The 517-nt window shown below is 44.5% G+C and carries 1 protein-coding gene; it reads right to left on the reverse strand.

What is annotated here, in order from left to right; all coding sequences use genetic code 11:
* On the reverse strand, nt 1–517 hold a 517-nt coding region (locus tag AB4167_RS21850; RefSeq protein WP_136983012.1), incomplete at both ends, for a hypothetical protein.

Here is a 517-nt window from a genome sequence, read left to right on the forward strand (position 1 = left end):
TTGGCTCAGTGATATCTAACTTACCGTCTTGCATGATTTGGACATCATCACCAATGGTCACATTAAGCTGAGACACCAATGAATCGTCGCCGTCTGTATCCACAGCATAAACAGGCAGATCGAAGCTCAGATCGTTGTTATCTAAACCATCCACATGGTCTAACGCTTCAAGTAAAGTAAAGGTGTATTCACCAAGTTTGGTTGCCGAGAAACTAATAGTGAACACTGGGATTTCAGTGTTCGAACCATCGGTAATAAAGCCAATGTAAGTACCTGGATTGGCCGAGTCTTCTTTTATCTCAACGGCAAAACCATTCGATTTCAGTGCTCCACCCACATTGAATTCAGTCGGTTCAATACGGAAACTCGCCACATCATCGCTTTGATTGGTGAAGGTAATCGTCTCAGTTTGACTGACTGCACTGCCGCTTGGTGTCGAGCCATCAGAAAGTTGTGTTTCTGATAGCGTCACGCTTGGTACGGATTCGATGGTTGGAATATCACCGTCAGTAATGGT

This window comes from Vibrio sp. 10N.286.49.E11 (genome assembly GCF_041469505.1).
Classification (GTDB): domain Bacteria; phylum Pseudomonadota; class Gammaproteobacteria; order Enterobacterales; family Vibrionaceae; genus Vibrio; species Vibrio crassostreae_C.